This is a genomic window from Pseudoalteromonas sp. T1lg122 (assembly GCF_002964825.1).
Classification (GTDB): Bacteria; Pseudomonadota; Gammaproteobacteria; order Enterobacterales; family Alteromonadaceae; genus Pseudoalteromonas; species Pseudoalteromonas gelatinilytica.
Window position 1 is genome coordinate 385,573 of the sequence record NZ_PQCG01000032.1, and the last position, 23,654, is coordinate 409,226.

Genomic DNA, 23,654 nt, shown 5'->3' on the forward strand with positions numbered 1-23,654 from the left:
TGTGGATGAAGAACTCTACAAACGTAGAATAGAACGAGAGCGCCAGGCTAGAAAACAAGCCGAAGCCTTGTTAGAACAGAAGTCCTTAGAGTTATATGAAGCCAATATGACGCTAAAACATGCGGCCGAAAATCTAGAAAAAGAAGTTATTCTTCGCACCCAAGATTTGAATAAAGCAAAAGAGATGGCCGATGCTGCCAACCAAGCTAAATCAATGTTTTTAGCGAATATGAGTCACGAAATCCGCACCCCTATGAATGCAATTTTAGGCATGGCACACCTCGCCCTCGATACTGAATTAACCGACAAGCAATATGATTACGTCGAGAAAATCCAACTGTCGGCCAAATCACTGCTTGGGATTATTAATGACATTCTCGATTTTTCTAAAATAGAAGCCAACAAGCTCGAACTTGAAAACAGTGATTTTAACTTGAACGACTTTCTCGCTAACCTAGCTAATTTAGCCAGTAGCTTAATTGAGAAAAATAACATCGAAGTCATTTTTGAAATTGACGATGACATACCCGAATTTTTAATCGGTGACGCTCTTAGGCTCAATCAAGTTTTATTAAATTTACTGAGCAATGCCATTAAGTTTTCAAACCAGCAAAATGTCACGCTAAAAATGACAATAAAATCACAAACCGATACCAGTATTTGTATTAATTTTCAAGTCATTGACCAAGGTATTGGCATGTCTCAAGAGCAAGTTAATAGTGTGTTTAAGCCTTTTTCACAAGCCGATGTTTCAACAACCCGTAAATTTGGTGGCACAGGTCTTGGCCTTGTAATTAGTAAAAAAATTATCGAGCTTATGGGTGGTCATATTGAGGTTAAAAGCCAATTAAACAAAGGGAGTTGCTTCAGTTTTGATGTGTTATTTTCGCAATCGGTTATGCAAAGCAGCCACGACACAGATATTTTCAAACATAAACGCGCTCTTATTATTGAGCAAAGCGGCCAACCTGAAGCTATTTTAAACACCATGCTCAATGCATTAGACATCAATGTACAGACGATTGATTGCATGGATGAAAAGCTTTCTAACGGTGATATTAGTCACAACTACGACTTTATTTTTTTAGACTGGCACGTATTAAACTGCGAACAAAATAACATTCTAGAGAACCTCAAAAAGCAGCTTTCTATCGACATTAAAAAAACCATTATCCTCGCATCTTATGAAAACCAAGAAGTTAAAGACACGCTGAGTACACTGTATAAAACCGTTGAAGAAATATTATTAAAGCCGATTATTAAAGGAAACTTACTAAAAACCCTCGAGCATGTGATGGGTATTGCCACGAAAAAAGATAACAGTGTCGACAACACATGCTTTAAAAAGCTCGCAGGCTCAAAAATACTCCTTGTTGAAGACAACCCACTTAACCAACAAGTCGCATCGCAAATATTGCGCTCAAATGGCTTTGTTGTTGATATTGCCGAAGATGGCATAGCAGCGATTGAAGCTGTAGAAAAAGGCACATTCGATTGTATTTTGATGGACTGCCAAATGCCAAGAATGGATGGTTATACCGCAGCGAATAAAATTAAACAGCAGTCAAAGTTTGCCCATATTCCAATCATCGCCATGACCGCCAACACCATGGAAGCCGACCTAACCAAAGCGAAAGAATCAGGAATGCAAGGTTACATAGCCAAGCCAATAGAAGTGCAAACCATGTTTGAGGTCATTGCAGAGCATTTAACGCAAAAGCAGCTGTAACTTCTAGTCAGTAAGCTCTATGATTTTTTGCTCTACTAATGAGTTGTTTTGCTTACGAAACTCATTTGGGTTAACCCCAACGATACTTTTAAACACACGGTTGAAGGTAGCAAGCGAAGAAAAACCACTTTCCATTGCAATACTGAGTATACTCCAATGAGTTGCTTCGTCTTTTAGTAACAGCCCTTGCGCATGCTGTATTCGGTACTGATTAATAAATAAATTAAAATTTGCGGCTTTAAAATAATAACGAATAGCCCGGCTGATCTTATACTCAGGTACTGCTAATGCTTGGGCAAAATCAGAAATTTTCAAATTAGTTTGCAAATAAACCTGCTTATTGATGAGTGCTTCTATGCCAGTAATAAGCTCAGCCTCTACCTCATTATTTTCAGATTGTTCAGCCTGATTGGTAGCTTTCACTACCTTTTCAGGGTTCAACACTTCAATATCATCAGATTCAGGCACGCTGCTGTGGGCACGTTTTTGCAAAAACATCACTAACTGCATTGCAAGTACAATTAACAATGCAGATGAGGTAATTATAAGCGGTTCAAATTGTTGAAATTCACTTTCACTGAATAAAAACTTAGGCAGAATGCTGGCATTAAATACCGCTAAAAAGTAGCAACTAGCAAAAATATTTGCCTGCAACTTTTGTGTTTGTGTTTTCTCTTTATAACCCCGTAATGCTTCCCAAAAAGAGAGCACCAAAATACTAGACGATAGCAACACCGTTATTTCGCCCATACCCTTCTTTAAACGCCACATGAATTGGCTATCAGGGAAAACTTGCACATCAACACTCACCAAGTAATGCCAAGTTTGGTTGAACATAATTAAACCTGCAATAGTGCCTGCTACAGCAATATGTACCTTAGAAATAGGCGTGTGTTTACGAAATAAAGTGCGTGAAATAAGCCAAGACATATTACAAGTTGCGCAGGTAAATAAGCCGATCAAATAACTATAAACACCAATACTTGGCGCACTGATTTTTTGCACACCAACCATGCAAAGCGAACCACAAAATACAGCAAACAGATAATGAATAAGCTGCTTCTCTTTTTTCATGCCATTTAGCAGCATGAGCCCCATACAAACAAAAACGAGCACGTAATAAGGGGAAGTATTTTGCATAACCCGACATACCTTACATTGAGTGGTTGATGAATTATTTACCAATCAGGTAATCTTACTTTTTCAAAATCAACATAGCAAAAAGAGTTTGTTAGTGAATGTGTCAAACCCTGTGTGAGTTCTCATAAATAAACACAATATTTCATTGATCAAATTTCGAATTTGAGAAGAAATCTTGCTCTAGCCCTTTATATTAGCGGCATTAGAAAAATGTAATGGAATTGATGATGTTTAACAAAAATAGCAAACTCACACCTTTTAAAGCGCTCGAATACAGTAAAAAACTTTGGTTTATTAGCCTGCTAATGGCGCAAACTTGCTTTGTGATTTACCTCATTCTTGGTTATGGAATGACAGGGTTAACTACAGGTCTGTCAGGTTGGAACCGACTTAATAACACCGCCTATGTTGCTAATGATGCCACAGGGAATTTGATGTATGCAGTGCATGTATTATTTGCGGTAGCGATGATCCTTGGCGGAAGCTTACAGCTGATTGAAAAATTGAGAGCAAAATACAGAGCATTTCATCGCTACAATGGCCGTGTATTTGTTGTTTTAGCTTGCTGTATTTCATTTGCTGGCATGTATTTAATGATAGTAAGGGGCACCGTTGGTAATACCTTAATGCATGCGCTGACAATGTTTGGCGGCTTAGTGGTTATTGTATCAAGTATATTTGCAGTGAAAACTGCGCGGGCGCGTAACTTCAATGCCCATCAAAAGTGGACTATACGGTTATATCTTGCGGCTAATGGTGTGTTGTTTTTTAGATTACTGATATTTGCATGGTTTTTAGTATTTGGCACCTTAGGCGTCGATACCGCTACATTTACAGGGCCTGCCGTGCTTGCCGTTAGCCTTTGCTCTTACTTAGTACCACTTTTAATAGCCGAACTTGTCCGCTATGCAGCTCGCACAAATATTACGTTTATCACTATCGGCACTGCCTGTTTGATGACGCTAATATCAATCGTGTTCTTAATCGGCTTATTTGGGGTGACTTTGGCAAACTGGTACCCTGCGATTGCTGGCTAAATAACTCTCATACAATAAAGCCACCTAAGTTGGTGGCTTTATGAACTTCATTTACGTCACTATAAAATTAATACAGTTCAAATAGTGGACGGCCATTTTCGTCGTATTTTACTTCCATAACACGAGCATGGCGGTTTGGATCGTAAAGCGGATCTTTTACAATATCTTCAAGTGGACGAGTGTCTGTTTTTGGCACCACACTTGGTTCACCAACTGCGTGCTCATAGTCACGAGCATGGTAAATACACAGTGGTGTTTCACCATCTTCAGCCACTGTAAAACAGTTATGACCTGGTCCAAAAATGTTCTTTTCAACACTTGTTTCAAGCACAGGCATACGTGTTTTAGTCCACGAGTTACGATCAAGTAAATCGCTGTTTTCATCGGCTTCCATATAACCCATGCAGTAACATGCACCTGTTGCGCTTGCAGAGAAAGCAATGAAGATTTTACCGTTATTTTTAAGCACTGCCGGGCCTTCGTTTACCCAAAAGTCGACACGTTCCCAATCGTAATCTGGTGTCGTCAGCATAAACTGCGCTGTTTTTAGTTTAATAGGTGATTCCATCTCAGCTAAATACAGGTTTGATGCCGCAAACTGGCCGCCAGTTTTCTCTGCCCAGCAGAAGTAACGCTTACCGTTATTTTCAAAAATAGTGGCATCTAAAGAAAAATCAGTGAACGACTTTTCATCGCCCTCAGCCGCTTGCATCATGCCAAGTTCAACCCACTCATCATTTAGCGGATCTTGACCTTTACACTCAAGCACATACGGGCGTAATGCCCAGATATCATCTTCTTCACTGGCTGCAAAGTAGATATACCATTTGCCATCGAGGTAATGAATTTCAGGCGCCCAGATATGACGGCTCATCGGGCCGCTGTCATGTTTAAACCAAATATCAAAGGTTTCAGCGTCTTTTAAGCCCTCTAATGTCGCAGACTTACGAAGTTCAATGCGATCATAAGTTGGTACAGAACCGGTAAAATAATAAAAACCATCGCTGTGCTTATGCACAAATGGATCGGCACGCTGCTCTACTAACGGACTATTTGTTTGTAATGTCATCTTGAAACCTGATCGTTAAATTTTAATTTGTATTATTTTATTACTTTTAAACAAGAACACAAATATAACATCATTTTTAACAGACAGTGAAAAGAAATGTAAGGACAAACTATAAGCTGTCCAAGTTTTATTGGCGAAAGTTAAGGAATAGCATTACACGGCATAGGTTTAACATGGAGCAGCAAGCTTAAGGCTTTATAGGAAAACTAAAACCTCAAACTTGCTTGAATAAAAAGGGGGATCCCCATCCACCCTTGATTTAGATATCGCTAGAGCGATTTGGCTTTATATATTTTCTTGGCTTTTTTCGAGAGCACTACATCAACAGGCATAACATCGCCCGACACTTTTTTAACTGTTAAGGTATGCGCTCCCGCTGCTAAATCATGTTTTTCAAACACAATACTTTGTACTTGGCGATAGTTATTACCATCGAAAATAGAGAATATGCCTTGTGATTTACCATCTAAAATAACTTCAACGTCACCATGGTTAATGTCTTTCGAAGTCGCAAAGACAATACTCGAACCACTAAAGTCATAACTAAACGACGCACCATTGACAGTAGTCATGTGCAAATCTTGTTGGTATTCGCCAGTATTAGTTTGCTCAGATCTCACCCAGTTGCCATTTTCGCTATATTTAATTCGAAGGTCATTATCGTTTATCAGCTCGAGGCCTGAATAGGTGGTATCACTTGTTGTGCCTACCGTGTTTCCTACCGTTTGAATTTGCACTAAGCGGTCAACTAACCAACTGCCATTTGGATTAATGGCCACGTCTAAGGTCGTCACCCCCCCAGCCCTTGCAATGTCTTTTACTCGGTTTGCTACTTCATTATTGCTGTATTTTAAGCTGCGTTTAACTTGTCCCCAGCCACCAAATAATGGGTCTTCTTGTGAGGTATACGTAAAGCCATGCCACTGTACTTTTGTACCGATCGCCGTGGTTACTTCACCTGATTTTGGAATAGGCGGCAGTTCATTATGCTCACCTTGGGTGTAGTTACTTTGCGGATCGTTTGGAATAAAGCTGTACTCAAAACCATCACTAATCGTGATCACAGCATTCGGGTTACCACTACGCACTGATTTCGCAAGCTGATCTGCAACAGGGTAAGCATTATTAGCCGCAAGTTCTTGCTCCGACTCTTGGGCTTGATACCAACCGTCAAACCACCAACCGGCAATATTGTCACCCCACGTTTGTGCTCTTTCACTCACAAAGCCATTGATAAACCAGTCTGGGTATGGCGCTTTCACTTTTTTGCCCGTCCATCTATCACCTAAGTGTGAAGGTAGATATGCAATTAGCTTGATGCCTTTTGCTTTAAGCGCCAGCGCCAGATCCAGAACAAGGTCACGGGTTGGCGTGTAATCAGCCTGATTAGAATTAACCTGTGTGATACAACCCGGTGCAATCTGTTTACTTGGACATGCCGGTGAGTGCAAATCGTAAATATCACTGGTCGTCGACAGGTAACCGCGGTTTTGGGTAATGGTAAAAATTACATACCGATAACCAAGTTTGGCTGCTTTATCCGCGTATTGGTTAACATCAAAACCATTAACGTAGTTATTCCACTCGTTATAGTCTGTGATTTGATACCATGCATTATCTAACGTGCCACCAGCAAGATAGTGATGACTAATCCCCCACTTGGCATCTTGCATCCATTTAACTTCTTTAGGTAACTCGGCAGCACCCACACTAATACTACTTGCTAAGGCAACACCCGATATGATTTTATGGATTTTACTATTCATAACAACTAAACCACATGAAAACGAAGAATGTAACGAGCTTATTAAATTTACAAATGAGCAACAATTAAATTACACAACAACAAGCAACTACCACTCATTCGTTTCATATCTAACACTTTAAAACTATTGGCATTTCAAAAATAAAACATTCTTATCAATATGAATTTTCTTATTTACCAATCAAAACTTGTTAATAAAAAAGCCATACGATGCATGTTTAAAAACAACGTATGGCTTGCGACACAACTAGGAGTTTAAATTGTTATACTTCTTGCCTTAATGAGGCTATCACTTTTGGCATTTTACGCTTTACAACCCAACCAGAGGCCACAATCACAATTAAGTAATAGCCAAAGGTTTGCCAATCTTCAAATAAGGCATTACCAATACCGAGCAGTAGCGAATAAATAAACGCAATGCTCGCAACACAGGCAATCGCGTTATCTTTAATCCCCGCCGCTATCGGTTCAATGCCTGTTAAATCTCTGACTTTTTTCCAGCCACGGCCGTGGATTTTTAAACGGCTATAAAATTCGATAGTTTTCGGGCTTGGGGTTTTACTTGAGGTTATTAAGGTAACAACTAAGCACACAACCAAGGTTGTTATCGTGGTTGCTAGCATACGCACTGCAAACCACTTAGCCTCGCCTTCATCGGGTAGTATGTACATCATCGCATTACCGACAATAACGGCAGTAATAAGCGCGCTAATTTCTGACCACACATTTATTCGCCACCAATACCAGCGTGCAATAAGTACCACAGAGATGGGAATGATGATTACCGAAATATATTATAAGCGCCGAGAATACTCTCAAGTTGGGTCGTTACAATCAGCGCAAAAAGAGTTAGTACTAACATACTGACGCGAGCTGCCTTGATGTAATGGGCTTTTTCGCGGCCTTTTACTAAGTAAGGCTCGTAAACATCATTGACTAAATAAGACGAGCCCCAGTTCAGCTGAGTATCAAGGGTACTCATAAAAGCAGCAAGTAAAGAGGCAACCATAATGCCTTTTAAGCCAACAGGTAAAAACTCATCGATCATCATTGGGTATGATTGCTCTGCATCTACCAACGACGGAAAGTAAACCAGTGAGGCAACACCCACGATGATCCAAGGCCAGCTTCTTAACACTAAATGGCAAAAAGCAAACCAATATAAGCTTAACATGGCATCTTTTTCACTACGGGCAGCCAGTGTGCGTTGTAAGAAAAAACCAAACCCGGGCGCGTAATTTAGCCAGCCGATACACACTAAAATAACAAAAGTCGCAGTTTTAAGATCCCACTCAAAATCGGGGATCATTTTTAGTGTATCGCTATTAAACCCGGGAGATGCCTCAACCGCTGCAACGATGCCACCGTGATCTTGTAAGTCGACATAAACGATAACTGCTAATACCACAGAGCCGACAATGGCTAAAGCAAACTGAATTAAATCGGTATACACAACACCATATAAACCAGACATCGCGGTATACACGACCGCTGCAACAGCTAGCACAATCAAAATAAGCGTGGTCGCTGTAATGGCGCCAAATAGAGGAATGTCGAACAAGGGTTCGGGGGAGAGTCCTAAAATCACCACAATAATTTTCGACATAGCGAGAGTCACCGAAGCAATAATAATACAGTTAACAAATACACCATCAAAAATAGCTTTAAAAATTCGCAAAAAATCAGTGGCTAAGCTCTTATCATAACGCTGTGAAATTAGCTCAATTTCGGTGAGTGCTTTTGATCTTCGCCACAAATTAGCAAAGAAGAACACCGAAATAATCACGCCAATTACACTTACCCACCAAATCCAGTTTGCGTAAATGCCTTGCTCTCGCACTGCCCCTGCTACAAACAAGGGTGTATCAGATGAAAAGGTGGTGGCCACCATGGATGTGCCTGCGATATACCAAGGTAAAGAACGCCCTGCGACAAAAAAATCAGCCGTACTTTCACTGGCCTTTTTTGTAAAGAGCATTCCGATAACAACCGCTGCTACTACATAAAATGCAACTATTAACCAATCAATTAAGACCATGTGAATCCCCCGATGTGTTTTAATTTTTATTTAGGTAGCTATCAAATTTTTTCCATGTTTCTGTCATATCGATAATCGAACCTGTTTGCCTAGCTTCATCTAACTTGATGGCGGTGAGCCCCGCTTGCAAAGCGTCAACAATGGATACCGGTAAAGGAGTCCCCCTTTCAAAAAAGGCAATCCAATCTGCCGCCATTTCTTCTTCAGCGCCATAGTGCATCGAAATTGAATCATCGTGTAAGTACGTTTTATCAATCAATGCCCCTGAGGTAATACAGTCATGCACTTTGAAATAGTTACGCACAAAGTCACCTTCAGCCATACCGAGTGTGCCAAATACACTAAAGTGTCGGTAATCGTTCGGTACATTTAAGTTAGTATGAAAACTCAGATTTATGCCATTTTCATATTGAATCAGTGCAGTTTGGTGATCCACCAGCTCAGAATCGTTATCAAACACTTCATCTATGCCATTCCAGCGCGACTTGCGCTGATGATAGACAGGATGCTTGCCTAAGTGCTTGTTCTCAGGCGTGAAGGTTCTTCGACCGCCAAAACTGGCAAGTTTAGCTGGGCGACTTTTCACAATGCCCTGATAAAGATCTAAGTCGTGACAGCATTTTTCTAATAAGAAGCCGCCCGATAGCCCCTGATGTCTGCGCCAATCTCGCATAAAAAACGCACCATGCTCTGGCGGAATATGCTCTGATGCCTCAATGCTGGTGATTTCACCCAGTAATTTAGAGGATAAGGCTGCGACTAAATCTTTATATAAAGGCGCATAACGTAGCACCATACCCACTAAAATTTTATCGAAGGCATTATGTTTAGCGATAAGCTCGAGTACGTCGTAGGTCTGTTGCTCAGACATTACAATAGGTTTCTCTGCAAAAATGAGTAACCCTGCTTCAATGCCGAGGCGTAGGTGCTCTAAATGCATATGATTTGGAGAGCCAATCATCAACATATCAAGCTGCTCATTTTGCAACATATCTGCAAGTTCGTCATAAGCGCGCATCGAGATACCATGCGACTGCATGTACTCAACTTTTACAGACTCAGGGTCGGCATATGCTACCAAATCAAAATTTGGAATAAGCTCATGCATCACTTTGGCAACATAACTTAATCGGTCACCTAAACCACAAATTCCTACTTTCACAATTTTATTCCTACAAGGCACGTTAATAACTCACGTTAGTTACCTTGCGCTTAAACAGTCAATCACTTGTCTGCGCTTTGTGAAGGGGATTTTTTTTATGAAATTCGGCTCAACATGGGTTTTACATACAAAACAATCTTCAATTTGTTCAAACTCTAATTAGCTGTACGTTAAAAAACCTTAATTACCGAGAGGCGGCATATTCACTCACTTTGGTAACAAAAATTTTACGCAAATCATTATTTGGAAATGGCTTCAACTACTTAATTTTTAAATAAAAATCAGAAACGGTTTATTGACCAAATCAAAACAGTTGGGATATACAAACTACTTTATTACCAAGTTCAGGTGATATTTCAGTGCATAAGCGTTCTTTGAGACTACACTTATGTATAAGGTTTTAAGCTAAGAATAAGTAATTAGAAGTACCCGATGACAGAGAAAGAAACTAAATATAAAGCGCCCGCTCTTGAGAAAGGCATGGCGATAATAGAATTACTCGCAAGAACCCCGGAAGGGTTAAATCTGACACAAATTTCTGACTCATTAGGGAAATCAAAAGCTGAAATTTTTCGTATGGTGGCGGTTCTAAATGACCTCCACTACCTTGAGTTTTTTCAAACTGAACGTGTTTATAGACTCTCACTTAAGCTTTATCGGCTTACGCATCGCTACGCACCAGTTCACCACCTGAATAATGTTGCCTTCCCTATCATTCAAGAGCTGTGTAGTGACATTCAACAATCTTGTCACTTAGTGGTGTATTCAGATGGTGGTGGATTAATTTTATCGCATCAAGATTACGACACTAATAGTAACTGCTTAACCCTACCTGTTGGAGGAAGAGGACCCCTTACCGATAACTGTGCAGGCCATGTGCTATTAGCGTTTGCATCGTACGATAACCGTGAACGAATGCTCAAAGCCTACCAAGAAAATCATCCCGAATTATCCCTCGATTTAATGGCACTGCGAAATATTTGGCTACGCGTAAAAGAACAAGGTCACGAAGCCATGCCAAGCCCAGTTCTCGCTGGCGTATATGATATTGGCGTGCCTATTTTCGATTATTATCATAATGCTGTCGCTGTACTGCTCACCTCAATTCTTATGTACCGAGACGAATCGCGTAATGCAGATTTTGAACATGTGATAAAAAAGTTAAAAGAAACCTCACACCTTATTTCACAGAAAATGGGCTTTGACGAAGAGGCCTAAAGGATGTTTTTTTTCCTAATGATCCCGCCATCGTACAAATTTAAATGCCTATTTTTACCCTTTTGGCATCAGCAGTTTTTTTGGTGAATGCCTAGCTTATTAATACTATTTTAGGAATTTTCCCAAAATAACAATTAACACAATAGCAACCATTTTGTTTCATTTATAAAACATCATTCTTGGCGAAATTTTAACTAAGAAATCTAGATAACGCAGACTGCAAAGCGCATTGACGGTTTTTTAGTCTTTATATATCACTGAATGGACATTTGAACATTCACGAGAATAATTCGCCAAGAGCGATGGGGGTCAATATGATGAAATTCACCAAAAGCCAAATAGCCTTATCTGTTGCTTTATCCCTGATGGGTAGCACAGCAATGGCAGAGGAAAGCAGTACAGCTAAGGATGTTGCACAAGATGATATTGAAGTAATCGCTGTCAGCGGTGTGAGACTAAGTTTAAAAGAAGCTATCGCAACCAAGCGTGGCTCTGACAAAATTCTCGACTCAATTGCCGCTGAAGATATGGGTAAATTCCCTGATGAAAACGTCGCGCAGTCTTTGCAGCGTGTTCCAGGTATTTCAATTGACCGTCCTCGCGGTAGCCCAAATGGCGGTACCAATGGTAGTACCGATGGTCGACTAGGTGGGCAATATGTACAAATTCGTGGCTTACCTGTTGATTTTACGCAGGTTACTTTAAATGGTCGCTCTTTAGCATCTGGCCGTAGCATTGGCCGTCAGTTTTCTTTAGATGTGTTGCCCTCAGAGCTTATTGGTCAGTTAGACGTTTATAAAACAGTGTCAGCAGATCAACTAGAAGGCGGTATTGGTGGTAATGCAGACATTAAAACCCGCAAACCACTGGATGCAGATGAAGTTGGCTTTTCTGGTGCTTGGTCAGCCGAAGGTGTATACAGTGAGCTGCCAGATTCAACCGACCCACGTCTTTCAGGCATTGTGAACTGGAAATCAGACGATGAAAAACTTGGCGTACTGGTAGGTGTCACGTACTCAGAACGTCAAACCCGTGAAGACGAATACTTCTCTTGGGGTAATGTAAACTTTGGCCCAGGTACGGGGGATGGTGTTGAAATTCGCCCTGATCTTGCCACAGTGCCAGGTGGTACGAATGATGGCAGTATCGATTACCCTAACTCTCTTTACCCTATCGAACCGCTGACTCAATACTATGGTGATGAGCGCACTCGTACTGGTTTAAATGCTGTAATTGAATTTCAACCTAGCGATGAGCTTAACATTACCTTCGATGGTTTATATGCAACATTCGATGTAGATGAAACAGCATTACAGTTACCTGCTCGTTTCCAATTCCGTGGTCCACAAGACCCGAGCCTGTGGGTTGCAGCCGACCTAAATGACCCGAATGGTCGTGGTGTTGGCGGTATTTTCCCATTCCTCGTAACCGAAGCTGTGGTAGAAAACGATAACCTGGTTTATGCCGTTGCACCGCAAACTCAGTTTAGAAGCGTATCTGAATTAACGAAGATGGAATCAGACACACTTGCCGTGGGCACTCATGTAAACTGGGCACCGAATGAAGATTGGATCCTCGACTTTGATCTTGGTTACTCTAAAGGTGAGCAATCTCGCGACCTTAAAAGTGTGCTGTTACAAGCGTTTGCTGATGTAGTGTATGATGCACGTAACCCAGATAACGGCATTCCTGACCTTTATGTTACAGGCACCGACTTAAATGACCCAGATAACTACCGAGTGGCATTTGGTAACTCCAATGCACGTGACGTAAAAGATACATCTCTGTCATTTTCTGTTGATGCTAAGTATTTCTTAGACAATGACTACATCACAAGTCTAGAAACAGGTGTACGTTATACTCAGCGCTCAAAAGAAATCAAAGCCTATGTAGGCAACAGTTTTACTGGTTCAAATGGCGTACCAGCAGTATTACCTACTTCAGCAATTAACCTACTTGATTTCCCGGTTGATGACTTTTTAGGTGAAGCACCAAACGCTAATGTTATCCGCAGCTTTGTAATTGGTGATCCGGTTGATTTCCACAATAAATACGGTGTTGAAAGACAATTCGATAGTATCAGCTCGTTTAAAGTTGAAGAAGATATTGCAGCAGCGTACGTAAAAGCGAACATGGCCTTTGATGTTGCCGATATTCCAGTTAAAGGTAATGTGGGTGTACGTGCGGTAACAACCGACGTTGAAGCAACAGGTGCATTGCCAGTTGAAATCGTTATCCGCAGTGCCGGTGATTTCGATGTGGTGGGTGAAACCAGCTCAACAGGCAGTAGCTACACCAATGTGTTACCAAGCTTAAGCTTAAATGCTGAATTAACTGACGAAGTGTACTTACGCTTTGGGGCTAGCAAAACAGTAACGCGCCCTACGCTTTCGCAGTTATCGCCGCGTTTTACTTTTAGCACCACCACACTCACAGGCTCTGCGGGTAACCCAGCTCTAGAACCATTTGAGTCTGATTCACTCGACTTATCACTTGAGTGGTATTTCAACGATACAGGTTTAGCGAGTGTTGCTTTGTTCCAAAAAGACATTGATGGCTTTGTGTTTAACTCAAGCTCACCAGAAACAATTGCCGGAATTGATTGGGCATCGGTAGATCGTCCACGTAATGCGGCATCGGCAACAATTAATGGTGCTGAGCTTAGCTTCCAAACCACTTTTGACTTCTTACCAGCACCATTCGATGGCCTAGGTATGTTAGCAAACTATACTTACACAGACAGTGACACTGACTTTGGTGATGGCTTTGAAGGTCAAACATTCAGCTACACTGGTTTATCTAAAAATGTATATAACTTAGTTGGTTACTATGAAAAAGGCCCTGCGTCAGTACGTTTATCTTACAACTACCGTGAGAAATACTTACTAGAACCTTCATTTGGTTTCTTCGCTGGTCCTCGTCATGTAAACGACTACCAACAGCTTGATTTAAGTACGTCTTACAAAATCAATGACAACTATTCATTGACCTTTAACGTGACCAACTTAACCAATGAGCGTTTCGACCGTTACTTTAATAACGACGAATCAATCATTGCGACAACCAACTTTACAGGTCGCCAATACTTCGTAGGTATTCGCGGAACCTTCTAAGCAATTATGTTGTTGTAGGTGATGAGCCTAACCCAAAGCCTCCTTAAGGAGGCTTTTTTTGGGGTATAAAAAAGCCGCTACAAATGTAGCGGCTTACGACTAAGCAAGTCTTATTTAATCAAAACTATGTTTAATTAAACGAGTGATGATGCCATCTCTTTTTAAACCATAAAACTGATTATTAACATCAAGTAAATGTCCGCTAGACTGAGAAGAGATACTGTCTTGCTCAACAAAATTAGCAAGGTTTAGACGAATGACTTTTGAGTCAGTTAAAACCAGCGCAAGATTTTTTGTTTCATCGAAAACAACTTCAATGATATCAGAATCTAACCCAGCAATAGCCATACCGTGGGTCATGTCGCTACTGTAAAACACATCACCGCCGCGACTTATGACGAACTCACCATTAGGTGTAACCCAAACACGGCCATTTATTTCATAGTCACCATGATAAGGGCTGTCTCCCAATGCTTCTATATCATCACTACTAATGTCAAACTTTTCAAAATCTGATGGGTATGATCCAGTATCGGCAGCGAAAACAGTATTACCCGTTGGGTGTAAATCTAAAACCCCTTTTTGGTAAATATCTGTGTAACTGAACACATTACCGTTAAGCCCGTTAAGTGCGTATATTCTAGTATGTTGCCCTGACCCTGATGAGACAATGAGTTTGTTTTGTTGATTAATAACAAGATCAAATGGGTCAGTTGGTACTGAATACACGTTTATTTTCGCTTGTTCAGCCAAGTCAAAAACAGCAATGTAACCACTTTGATCTTCTGTATACCAATACATACTATGCTCTTGTTTAAGCAAAGATACATAAAGTCGCGAGCTATCTTGAGACACCGTCATATTTTCAGGCATAAAATCAAACTCAAAATACTTCTCAGTTTCGCCTGTTAATAAGTCAACTAAATAAAGTCGCTTTGCTTGTTTATCTGTGACATATAACTTTTGTCTCACCGAATCAACAGCTGTATCTGTCACTCTAAATTGCAATTCAAAGGCCGTGCTATCAGTCACTTGTGTTCCATAGTCAGTGCCTTGAGCTACCTCAAGTGTGATCATTTTAATATTGGAAGCACCTGAAGAGTCTTTGACTTGCAGAGTAATATTTTTGCTACCAGAAAGAGTATACTTTTTGCTGATGAGGGGATCTGAGCTAAAGCCAGTATCCCATAGATTATCGCCATCAAGATCCCAGCGATATTGTAAGTTTGCGCCATCTTCTGAATCGGTACTTACTGAAGCATTAAATTCATAGTTATCACTTGTTGTGCCATTTTCTGGTGTATAGGTAAAATCAGCAACAGGCGCCATGTTAGTGCCGCAGATGGTACAAGGATGCTCAACCACAACCATAGTTGTTAATGCTGACTCTGCACTCAACACTATTACTTGGTCATCATTAACAATCACGTCAAATGCATTTTCTACTTCAATACTGCCAGCTTTAAACCACGTAGACAGATTAAAATAAGGCACTTCACCTTTATCTGTAACAATAAAAGCTAGATTCTGTTGAGAGTCAAAGCTCAGTGCTGAAATGAGCTCATCCCCTTCTTCAAAACCTTCTAGCGTTTGTACGTAAGTCAGATTGTCAGTGCGGAATACATGACCACCACGGCTGATTAGATAGTTACCATCAGGTGTTATCCAAACACGGCCTCCTATTGTGAAATCACCATGATATGGAGAATCTCCAACAGAGGTGATGCCAGCTCCACTAATATCAAACTTTTCAAAATCAGATGGAATTAAGTCAGTATCTGCAGCAAATACATAATTACCCGATGGGTGTAATGTTAAACGTGCAGCCTGATAAATCGAAGCACTACCAAGAACATCACCATTTTCAGCGTCAAACGCATAAATGTTCGTCCATTGCCCAGAACCTGAAGATACAATAAGTTTGTTCTGATCATTTATGACTAGATCATACGGGTCAGTTTGTATTTCAAATAAATTAACTTGGCTTTGCTTTTCTAAATCAAAGACCGCAATGTAGCCATTTTGTTCTTCACTCCACCAATATGAACTGTGATCTTGAGTAAGAAGAGCAACATAAAGTAGCTTGCCATCAGGTGATAATGTCATTCGCTCCGGCATAAACTCAAATTCGAAGTACTTTTCAGTTTCACCATCCGCTATGTCTACAACATATAATCGCTTAGCTGATTTATCTGTCACATAAAGCTTTTGTCGAGGCACGTCGGTAATTTTTGCTGTTATATTAAATTGTAATTCGTACGCAGTGCCATCAGTTACGTCATTGCCCGAATCTTCCCCTTGTGAAACATTAATTTCAACTGTAACGCTGTCTACAGCACCAACTGTATCCATTACCTGTAGTGTTACGAAATGTGTCCCTGCAGTTATGAACTTATTACTTGTATCAGAGCTCGTCGTAAAATCAGTATCCCATTGACCGTCATCATCAAAGTCCCAGCGATATTGCAGCTCTGAACTCTGTGTGTCATAACTACTCGAAGCATCAAATTCATATATATCAGTTGTTAAACCAGTATCTGGTGTATAAGTAAATTGAGCTACAGGAGCAGTATTGTCGATACAATCAGCGCATTGATAAGGTGTTTTAATCACATAAAGAGTATTATCGTTTTCGGTTACTGAGTATGTGAATTGCTCAGCAAGAAACACCTGCTGAACATCACCAGGTTGAGTAACCGTTCTGAAAACTTCTAATGACTGGAGGTTTATTAAATATATATTTCCGTTTGAACTTGCAAAAGCAACCTTGTTCTTCTCATCAAACTGAATATCATCAATAGTAAACATCCCTAATACTTGTGAAACGTGAGTCATATCAGAGACTTTAAATATATTGCCCCAACGAGAAAATACATAATCTTCTGAAACCCAAATACGCCCTCCAATACTATAATCACCATGATACGGAGAGTCACCGCGTGAAATAATCCCTTCACCGGAAATATCAAACTTTTCAAAATCTGCTGGTGATAGATCTGTATTTGCAGCAAAAACATTATTTTGTGAAGGATCTAAGCTGAGGTAAGATTGGTGTCTGATCGACTCATTACCCGTTTTATACCCTGTTTCTGCATTGTATGAAAGGATTGAGGTCCATTGATTCGACCCCGATGAAACAATCACTTTTCCCGTATTTGTAGCAACAATATCAAATGGATCTACAGCAACGCTAAAACGTGTTTTTTGCTGGAATTTATTTTGCGATAAGTTGTAAATAACAACTTCGCCACTCCCCTCTATTTCTGAGTAATATTCAAAGTCTCGATCAAGTAGCGACACATAAAGGGTATTATTTGCAATTGACATTCTTCTTGGCATTTTTGCATATTGCAGGGTTTGGATAACCTTTCCTGTATCCGGGCTAACAATATACAAAGATTTATTAATTTGGTCGGTAATGAATACTCTATTTGTAACTTTATGATAGACCATATGAGTAATATTTTTGATCGATGAATCAAGTACATGACTCATACTCAACGTCGTATCATTAATATCATCTATACCATCGTTGTCATCATCAGAATCAGCATTATCGCCGATACCATCTAAATCAAAATCAGCGCTCTCGCTGTTATCCCATGGAAATAAATCATCCCCATCAGGAACACCATCATTATCATCATCTGTATCGGAAGCATTGCTGATGCCATCTCCATCTGAATCGATAACTTTAGATGTAGATAAAGTGTTTGAAAAGTGAGATATCGCAAATTCTTTCGTTACAAAATCAGTATCAGCAATAGATGAAAAAAGACCTTTTTGTATTAATAATTGAGCAAATTCCTCAGCTGGCAACGCTAGATCAGCATTTGAAATACCTGCGCTTTCTAGCTTTTGAACAAGGTCACTATCAAGGTTTATTGAATTTGATGGGTCTTTATCTTCATCTAAAGATTGCAACAATCTAATCGTATTAAGCACCATCGGGCTGTATAAGTTTTGGCTGTCTAGAATATCAAGGGGTGTGACTACGGCTGCAGCGGTAATTGCAGGAAACTCAATACCAGCAAGAGAAAACGTAACATTATCATTTTCTTTGTATTGATATTCACCAGCGCTATTTGTTACGCCAGATTCACCTGAACTTGTCGAATAGTTCAGGCCTGCAACAGCCGAATCTAAAAAAATGCCTGTCATTAGGACTGGATCTGGCGTTGTTGTTGGGTTTTCAGTTGTAGGTTGTTCTGATTTAAAGTCACCACCACCACCGCCACCGCATCCGGTAAGTAAAGCAACGGGGAAGATCAACGAAAAGAGTATTTTTGAACGAGTTCCATTCATAAAACTATTCCACTTTATATAATTATTATCGGCCAATTAGTATACATTTGTTCCTAATAAAACGATAGTAATTTAACATTCATTAACAGTAACGTTTCATTTTTCGCACAAGCCTTACTGTTAATTCTATTTCATTGAATAGTGAAGAGTTCTGAAAAACTATTTCAGATTATACCTATTCGCTTAATTAAGTGGTCCATTTTGAGGCAATAAAACCTTGTTGATAGCAAGGCAAAAATTTTGTTATTTAATTGTTCTCGGCAATTGCTCCTGCATTGCTCTACCTTCTGCATCCATGCAGTCGTAAATCAGAAATTTTTAACGCAGTTAGCAATAGGTTTAATCCCTCAAAATGATTAAGTATTATTGCGGATTGGTATTACCTATCATCACTTGGGCATTATTAACTTCACGGCTTGTTTCAGAAAGCCCTACCTTTGTAGCGCCACCCACTAACCAAATTTGGCCGTTTAACGTAACAGCTCCTAAACCGTGACGAGGTGTTTGCCATTCGAAAGTTTTTCGCCATTGCTGCTTGGTTAAATCATAACTAAAAACCTCACGGTCAACTCCTTGGCTATGTTCACCGCCAAACACAGTGATAGCATTATCAATAACCGCTGCGGCATGCCCTGCTCGTGCTTTAGGGAGTGCTGCATGTGCTTGCCAAATGTCTTTTTCGGGTAAGTATTCGAGCATGTCAGTGATAGGCTCGCCGCCAACGGTTCTGCCACCTAACACAAACCAACGGCCGTTTACTTGTGCACTTGCCGCACTGTTTCTAGCCGAAGGTAATGGCGCGGCTTCTGTAAATGTGAAGTTGTTAGGATCAAAAACTAAATGCGCACTCACATCTAAACTATGCTGCCATTGCCCATTTTTTTCACTGTGTGGGCTGCGGCCACCAGCTAAATGCACTTTACCATTAAGCACTGCGCCAACCGTTTCACTCAACGCAAAAGGTAAACTCGCCACCTTTTGCCATGCGTCAGCGCCTTCATTGAGCATTAACACATCACGGCTATTGGTCCACTGGCCTTGGCTATTAACAAAACCACCAAAGGCAAATAATCTGTTTTCTACAGCAATTAAATACGTGTGATGACGCCCTTCAGGCAAACTCGGGGCTGATTGCCAACTTGCATACTCGGGTGACCAAAAATGGACTTTTGCGGTCATCTTACCCGCTGAAGCTGGCAGCTCGGTAGAGATACCCCCTGCAACCCAAATCTGTTGATTCATGACTGCTGGGTAAATTTCTTGAATAGCCTCAGGGAGCTCAGGTGCTAGCACCTCCTCTGCCGATAACGTATAAGGCAAACACGCCATAAAAAGCGGCAACAGTTTGGTTAATCGCATATAAATCCTTAATAAGCAGTTGATTAGCTAAAGACTAAGCCAGCTGTACCTATTCGTACACTGCCAAATAGTCTTACTCGAACAACGATTACTATTCCTAAATGACATTTAATTGATATATTATAACAAAACATTTAGCATATTTTGTTTAATCTTATTAAGGGTCACTACTATGAGCAAACTTCCCGTCACCGTGCTCTCTGGCTTTTTAGGTGCAGGTAAAACCACTGTGCTCAGCCATATTTTAAATAATCGTGAAGACAAAAAAGTGGCTGTAATCGTCAATGATATGAGCGAAATAAACATCGATGCAGCAACAGTTAAAAACGATGTTTCGCTTAGCCGCGGCGAAGAAAAACTAGTAGAAATGAGCAATGGCTGTATCTGCTGCACACTACGTGAAGACTTACTCATTGAAGTACGCGCTTTAGCGCAAACAGGCCAATTTGATTATTTAGTTATCGAATCAACCGGTATTTCAGAGCCCCTTCCGGTTGCCGAAACATTTACCTTCGCTGATGAAGATGGCGTGTCACTGTCTGATGTTGCAAGGCTTGATACCATGGTCACGGTCGTTGATGCCGTTAACTTTTTAAACGACTTTAACGAAGCCAAATTTTTACAAGAAACCAACGAGCATTTAGGCGATGAAGATGAGCGAAGCGTTGCCGACTTACTGATTGATCAAGTTGAGTTTGCCGATGTCATTTTAATTAGTAAAACAGACCTAATTAGCACCGATGAACTTGAGAGTTTAAAAGCCATTTTAAGCTCATTAAATACCTCTGCAGAGCTTATTGCTATTGAGAATGGCCAAGTTGATATCAAAACAATTTTGGGCACGGGCCTGTTTAACTTTGAAAAAGCCCAGCAAGCACCTGGATGGCTAAAAGAACTGCGCGGCGAGCATATCCCAGAAACCGAAGAATACGGCATTAGCAGCTTTACTTACCAAGCCCGTCGCCCTTTTCACCCTGAAAAATTTTATAACTTTATTCATAACAATCAACGCGAAGGCAAATTACTTCGCTCCAAAGGCTATTTTTGGTTAGCCTCTCGACCACAATTTGCCTGCCAATGGAATCAAGCTGGCGGCATAGCCCGCTATGGTTTTGGCGGGATATTTTGGAAAGCCTTATCGAAAGATCAGTGGCCAACAGATAGCGACTACTTAGATTCAATTAACCAAGTATGGCAAGAACCCTTCGGTGATATGCGCCAAGAGCTTGTTTTTATTGGTCAAAACCTCAATCAAGCAGCGATCATTCAAGCTCTCGATAACTGCTTACTCAGCGACGATGAACTATTAGCAGGCAAAGCGCTTTGGCAAACCCTGCCCGATCCATTTCCTGTTTGGGAGGAAGCATAATGACAGCTTACGCATTTGAACATGATACTGATAACCTCCCAACAACAGTAGCAACGGCATTAAGCCCTGTGGTGTTTTCGCAAATTTATAAACCAGAGCATAACATTGCAATTTGGCAGCGCAGCTTAGCTGAACAGCTGCAAGCAGAGGTAGCCGAGAGTATTGCAGCCAATCCTGATCTCAGTATTAACGCGGTGATCAACGAAGGCTCTATTCGAACTGACATTGATAAAGCCCTCGAAAAACTCCCATCAGCGCAGGAGCTAAAAGCTGATTTGGCAAAGTTAGTTGATATGTTTTGTTATTTATTTGAATTAAAGCGCACCGGATTACGCCTAAGAGTACTTGAACGTGCCATGTGCCCACGTTTTCATGTTGACAGAGTTCCTTGCCGGTTAGTCAGCACCTATTGTGGTAGTGGCTCACAGTGGTTGCAAAATGCAGGACTTGATCGCACAAAACTTGGCGCAGGGCATCAAGGATTAAGCGATGAAGAGTCTGGGTTAATGACAGCAAATACTAAAATCCACTCTCTTAATGTCGGTGACGTAGCACTGCTTAAAGGCGAAACTTGGCAAAATAACGAAGGCAAAGGCCTTGTACATCGCTCACCAGCACTTGTTGCTGGCGAAAAACGGCTACTCGTAACCCTCGACTTTATTGCTTAGTGAATGGCAAGCAGCCGTTCAGGAATCAAGGGTTTTAAACAACAAGGAAGTTGTTGCTGCAATCAAAGCTTAGTTATAATCGACTTTTCGACTCGATTTTGGTTTTTAAATGAAAAAGCTTTCTAAAGTACAATTAAAACAGCAAGCCCTTGTATTAAATGTTGCCGACACCCTTGAAGAGCAAGGTCGCGCAGAGCTCGAAGGTATGTTGCAATGCTGGTTTGATGTGGAATACCACTTATTCCCAGGCTCATTGCTTTTGTGTTTTCAATTTGAAAACCAACAATCACTCGATGCAGCGACCCCAGAGCTATTAAAATGGCAAAAGCGCCTTAGTGGCGCAATGCTAAAAAAAGGCGTGATTTTAAAAGACATGCGCAAGCACTTAGTATTTACCCTAAAAGGCCCAGACGATTAAATGGGTAAGTTGCCAGTTAGCAAGAGTGTAGCTGCGATTTTATATCGCGTAGGAATGATTACAGGTGCTAGGTGCTAGGTGCTAGGTGCTAGGTGCTAACAGCGTAGTGTTGGTTTTGGATTCGTAAGGGGGTTCCATACCCAATCGACTTTTTTGTTCGGCGTTAAAACGCCTCCTACATCTCGTATCTCGTCCCTCGGAACTCGTACCTTTCCCCTTTACTCTTTCCCCTTTACTCTTTCCCCTTGAAACTCGCTAACTTGTTGGGTTTCACTCCGTTCTACCCAACCTACCGGCTTAAAGCTTTAGTTTTTCCACTCCCATATGCTTCACATGCTCAACCAGCTCAGGGAAAAACGCTAAAAACACTGCGTCTAATTGTTGATAGTGGCGAGCAATATCGTCAGCGGCCCCTGCAAAGTTGTTGGCAAAGCGAATACGCTTGGCGATGTTATCAAGGGCAAGGCCGACCCCATCGAGGGTTTCATATTCTTTAAACCAATCATTGTTGGTCATACTGGTCACAACTTGCTGCATGCGTGAAGGCATCATGCCTTGGCGTGCATTTAAAAGACCATAACTGTGCTGTTTGAAATCAGCCAGTGGTTGGTCATTAAAGCGCTGCCAATGCTGAATAAGAAAGTGATCGAATGCTACATCAATCGCGACGCTTGCAAAGCGTTTACGCGCTGGCGAAAAGTACTGCTTAGCCTCTTTTACAAGGGGATGTGAGTCGGTAAACCTATCAACCAAATAATGATTTTCAAGGCCATTTTTAACCGCATTGGGTAACTGTGCTGAATATCGACGCCCACCAAAATCCCCCAGCAAATTACCAAAATGTGAATCAGCCGTCGGTTGTGCTAAATAAAGGTGAGCCAAGTAATTCAACGCATTCTCTAAATTAAGTCATTTTATGCATTGTAAAAGAATACAGGTGAAAGGGTCTAGGGGCACAAGGTGCAAGTTAGCAAGTTAGCAAGTTAGCAAGTTAGCAAGTTAGCAAGAGTGTAGCGGCGATTTTATATCGCGTAGGAATGATTACAGGTGTTAGGTGCTAGGTGCTAGGTGCTAGGTGCTAGGTGCTAGGTGCTAGGTGCTAGGTGCTAGGTGCTAACAGCATGGTTTTGGATTCGTAAGGGGGTTCCATACCCAATCGACTTTTTTTTCGGCGTTAAAACGCCTCCTACATCTCGTATCTCGTATCTCGTCCCTGGGAACTCGTTCCTTTCCCCTTTACTCTTTCCCCTAGCAACTCGCTAAC

16 protein-coding genes are annotated in these 23,654 nt (G+C 40.9%); 7 read left to right on the top strand and 9 right to left on the bottom strand.

The genetic code is table 11. The features are described from left to right. The first annotated feature begins 1 nt into the window (after position 1). Positions 2–1,729, top strand: a complete 1,728-nt coding sequence (locus C2M33_RS14225) for a response regulator (RefSeq protein ID WP_105174736.1) — start codon at positions 2–4, stop codon at positions 1,727–1,729. Positions 1,730–1,732: 3 nt separating this feature from the next. Here the strand turns inward: C2M33_RS14225 and C2M33_RS14230 are convergent, their stop codons facing one another. Next, on the bottom strand, positions 1,733–2,869 hold the full coding sequence (locus C2M33_RS14230; RefSeq protein ID WP_233999219.1) for a helix-turn-helix domain-containing protein: 1,137 nt from the start codon (positions 2,867–2,869) through the stop codon (positions 1,733–1,735). Between the two features lie 227 nt (positions 2,870–3,096). On the opposite strand from C2M33_RS14230, the gene C2M33_RS14235 reads away from it, so the two are divergent. Further along, complete coding sequence (locus C2M33_RS14235; protein ID WP_063700476.1) at positions 3,097–3,906, top strand: DUF2306 domain-containing protein; 810 nt, start codon at positions 3,097–3,099, stop codon at positions 3,904–3,906. 67 nt (positions 3,907–3,973) lie between these two features. Here C2M33_RS14235 and C2M33_RS14240 read toward each other — a convergent pair whose 3' ends face one another. The 5 genes from C2M33_RS14240 to C2M33_RS14260 all read right to left on the bottom strand — a co-directional run bounded on the left by C2M33_RS14240 (position 3,974) and on the right by C2M33_RS14260 (position 9,940). Continuing rightward, on the bottom strand, positions 3,974–4,975 hold the full coding sequence (locus tag C2M33_RS14240; RefSeq protein WP_105174737.1) for a family 43 glycosylhydrolase: 1,002 nt from the start codon (positions 4,973–4,975) through the stop codon (positions 3,974–3,976). A 269-nt stretch (positions 4,976–5,244) separates the two neighbouring features. Next, positions 5,245–6,741, bottom strand: a complete 1,497-nt coding sequence (locus C2M33_RS14245) for a hypothetical protein (protein ID WP_063700478.1) — start codon at positions 6,739–6,741, stop codon at positions 5,245–5,247. Between the two features lie 262 nt (positions 6,742–7,003). After that, positions 7,004–7,465: a hypothetical protein gene (locus C2M33_RS14250; RefSeq protein ID WP_105174738.1), complete on the bottom strand. Its 462-nt coding sequence runs from the start codon at positions 7,463–7,465 to the stop codon at positions 7,004–7,006. A 56-nt stretch (positions 7,466–7,521) separates the two neighbouring features. After that, positions 7,522–8,778, bottom strand: a complete 1,257-nt coding sequence (locus C2M33_RS14255; protein ID WP_105174739.1) for a sodium:solute symporter family transporter — start codon at positions 8,776–8,778, stop codon at positions 7,522–7,524. A gap of 19 nt (positions 8,779–8,797) precedes the next feature. Next, positions 8,798–9,940, bottom strand: a complete 1,143-nt coding sequence (locus C2M33_RS14260) for a Gfo/Idh/MocA family protein (protein WP_062565008.1) — start codon at positions 9,938–9,940, stop codon at positions 8,798–8,800. A gap of 432 nt (positions 9,941–10,372) precedes the next feature. On the opposite strand from C2M33_RS14260, the gene C2M33_RS14265 reads away from it, so the two are divergent. Together C2M33_RS14265 and C2M33_RS14270 are read left to right on the top strand one after the other, a co-directional pair. Next, entirely contained in the window at positions 10,373–11,158 is a 786-nt protein-coding gene (locus C2M33_RS14265) for an IclR family transcriptional regulator (protein WP_063700483.1), read from the top strand. A 314-nt stretch (positions 11,159–11,472) separates the two neighbouring features. After that, positions 11,473–14,271 (top strand): TonB-dependent receptor, encoded by a 2,799-nt coding sequence (locus tag C2M33_RS14270; RefSeq protein WP_063700485.1) that lies wholly within the window; start codon positions 11,473–11,475, stop codon positions 14,269–14,271. A gap of 114 nt (positions 14,272–14,385) precedes the next feature. Here C2M33_RS14270 and C2M33_RS14275 read toward each other — a convergent pair whose 3' ends face one another. Both C2M33_RS14275 and C2M33_RS14280 read right to left on the bottom strand, forming a co-directional pair. Then, positions 14,386–18,576 carry a PKD domain-containing protein gene (locus C2M33_RS14275; RefSeq protein WP_105174740.1) on the bottom strand — a complete coding sequence of 1,397 codons (4,191 nt, stop codon included), beginning with the start codon at positions 18,574–18,576 and terminating at the stop codon, positions 14,386–14,388. Between the two features lie 363 nt (positions 18,577–18,939). Further along, positions 18,940–19,935, bottom strand: a complete 996-nt coding sequence (locus C2M33_RS14280) for a Kelch repeat-containing protein (protein WP_105174741.1) — start codon at positions 19,933–19,935, stop codon at positions 18,940–18,942. A gap of 172 nt (positions 19,936–20,107) precedes the next feature. On the opposite strand from C2M33_RS14280, the gene zigA reads away from it, so the two are divergent. The 3 genes from zigA (at position 20,108) to C2M33_RS14295 (ending at position 22,390) form a co-directional block, all read left to right on the top strand. Continuing rightward, a complete protein-coding gene (gene zigA, locus C2M33_RS14285; protein ID WP_105174742.1) occupies positions 20,108–21,304 on the top strand; it encodes a zinc metallochaperone GTPase ZigA in 1,197 nt (398 codons plus the stop codon). After that, positions 21,304–21,972 (top strand): DUF1826 domain-containing protein, encoded by a 669-nt coding sequence (locus tag C2M33_RS14290; RefSeq protein ID WP_105174743.1) that lies wholly within the window; start codon positions 21,304–21,306, stop codon positions 21,970–21,972. The genes zigA and C2M33_RS14290 overlap by 1 nt, the downstream gene beginning before the upstream one ends. 109 nt (positions 21,973–22,081) lie before the next feature. Next, positions 22,082–22,390 (top strand): hypothetical protein, encoded by a 309-nt coding sequence (locus C2M33_RS14295; RefSeq protein WP_105174744.1) that lies wholly within the window; start codon positions 22,082–22,084, stop codon positions 22,388–22,390. Positions 22,391–22,687: 297 nt separating this feature from the next. Here the strand turns inward: C2M33_RS14295 and C2M33_RS14300 are convergent, their stop codons facing one another. Then, positions 22,688–23,281 carry an acyl carrier protein phosphodiesterase gene (locus C2M33_RS14300; RefSeq protein WP_105174745.1) on the bottom strand — a complete coding sequence of 198 codons (594 nt, stop codon included), beginning with the start codon at positions 23,279–23,281 and terminating at the stop codon, positions 22,688–22,690. Between the last annotated feature and the right edge of the window lie 373 nt (positions 23,282–23,654).

Excerpts from the sequence above, each read along its gene's own strand:
- C2M33_RS14255 (WP_105174739.1), bottom strand. The coding sequence starts at position 8,778 with ATGGTCTTAATTGATTGGTTAATAGTTGCATTTTATGTAGTAGCAGCG.
- C2M33_RS14230 (WP_233999219.1), bottom strand. The coding sequence starts at position 2,869 with ATGCAAAATACTTCCCCTTATTACGTGCTCGTTTTTGTTTGTATGGGG.
- C2M33_RS14265 (WP_063700483.1), top strand. The coding sequence starts at position 10,373 with ATGACAGAGAAAGAAACTAAATATAAAGCGCCCGCTCTTGAGAAAGGC.
- C2M33_RS14290 (WP_105174743.1), top strand. The coding sequence starts at position 21,304 with ATGACAGCTTACGCATTTGAACATGATACTGATAACCTCCCAACAACA.
- C2M33_RS14280 (WP_105174741.1), bottom strand. The coding sequence starts at position 19,935 with ATGCGATTAACCAAACTGTTGCCGCTTTTTATGGCGTGTTTGCCTTAT.
- C2M33_RS14240 (WP_105174737.1), bottom strand. The coding sequence starts at position 4,975 with ATGACATTACAAACAAATAGTCCGTTAGTAGAGCAGCGTGCCGATCCA.
- C2M33_RS14295 (WP_105174744.1), top strand. The coding sequence starts at position 22,082 with ATGAAAAAGCTTTCTAAAGTACAATTAAAACAGCAAGCCCTTGTATTA.
- C2M33_RS14245 (WP_063700478.1), bottom strand. The coding sequence starts at position 6,741 with ATGAATAGTAAAATCCATAAAATCATATCGGGTGTTGCCTTAGCAAGT.
- C2M33_RS14270 (WP_063700485.1), top strand. The coding sequence starts at position 11,473 with ATGATGAAATTCACCAAAAGCCAAATAGCCTTATCTGTTGCTTTATCC.
- zigA (WP_105174742.1), top strand. The coding sequence starts at position 20,108 with ATGAGCAAACTTCCCGTCACCGTGCTCTCTGGCTTTTTAGGTGCAGGT.
- C2M33_RS14275 (WP_105174740.1), bottom strand. The coding sequence starts at position 18,576 with ATGAATGGAACTCGTTCAAAAATACTCTTTTCGTTGATCTTCCCCGTT.
- C2M33_RS14235 (WP_063700476.1), top strand. The coding sequence starts at position 3,097 with ATGTTTAACAAAAATAGCAAACTCACACCTTTTAAAGCGCTCGAATAC.